General features: G+C 68.7%; 1 protein-coding gene. It reads left to right on the top strand.

The genetic code is table 11. The features are described from left to right. A partial coding sequence (locus tag RF647_RS19185) for a DUF4245 domain-containing protein (protein ID WP_368813125.1) occupies nt 1–546 on the top strand: 546 nt, incomplete at its 5' end. Nucleotides 547–556 lie beyond the last annotated feature (10 nt).

Raw genomic sequence — 556 nt, 5'->3', positions numbered from 1 at the left:
ACCCGCAAGCAGGCCTCGCGGATCAACGCACCCATCCGCGGCATGGTCATCTCCATGCTCGTGCTCATCCTCCTGTTGTTGCCGTTTTTGTGGTTGCAGCCCAAGCCCGATGCCCAGCCCTACCGAGCACACGTGGACGTGAGCGAGGAGGCGCGCTTTGCGGGTGACCAGGCCCCGTTCACCCCCGCGGCCCCGGCGTTGGGGGACGGGTGGAGCGCCAACTACGCGCGCTGGGAGGCGCAGTCCCAGGACGGCGTCCCCCTGTGGAACGTGGGTTTCCTCTCCCCCGGTTACCACCTGGTGGACATGGCGCAGACCGCCCGATCCAATCCCACGTGGCTCGCGCAGCGCACCCAGCTGATCCCGCCCACGGACGAGCGCACGGTCAATGGGATCACATGGCAGATCCATCACCGTGACGCGTCGGGCAAGCAGGACGAGTTCACCGCGTGGGTCGGTGAGCTCAAGGACTCCACGGTGGTGCTCAGCGGCCAGGCCCCGAGCGCCGAGTTCGAGCACGTCGCGGGGGCCGTGTCCGGGCAGTGACGCCGGGCAG

The organism is Kocuria sp. CPCC 205263 (assembly GCF_040981075.1).
GTDB lineage: Bacteria > Actinomycetota > Actinomycetes > Actinomycetales > Micrococcaceae > Kocuria > Kocuria rosea.
The sequence above is the reverse complement of the archived record's forward strand: the minus strand, read 5'-3'. Positions and strand labels throughout refer to the sequence as shown.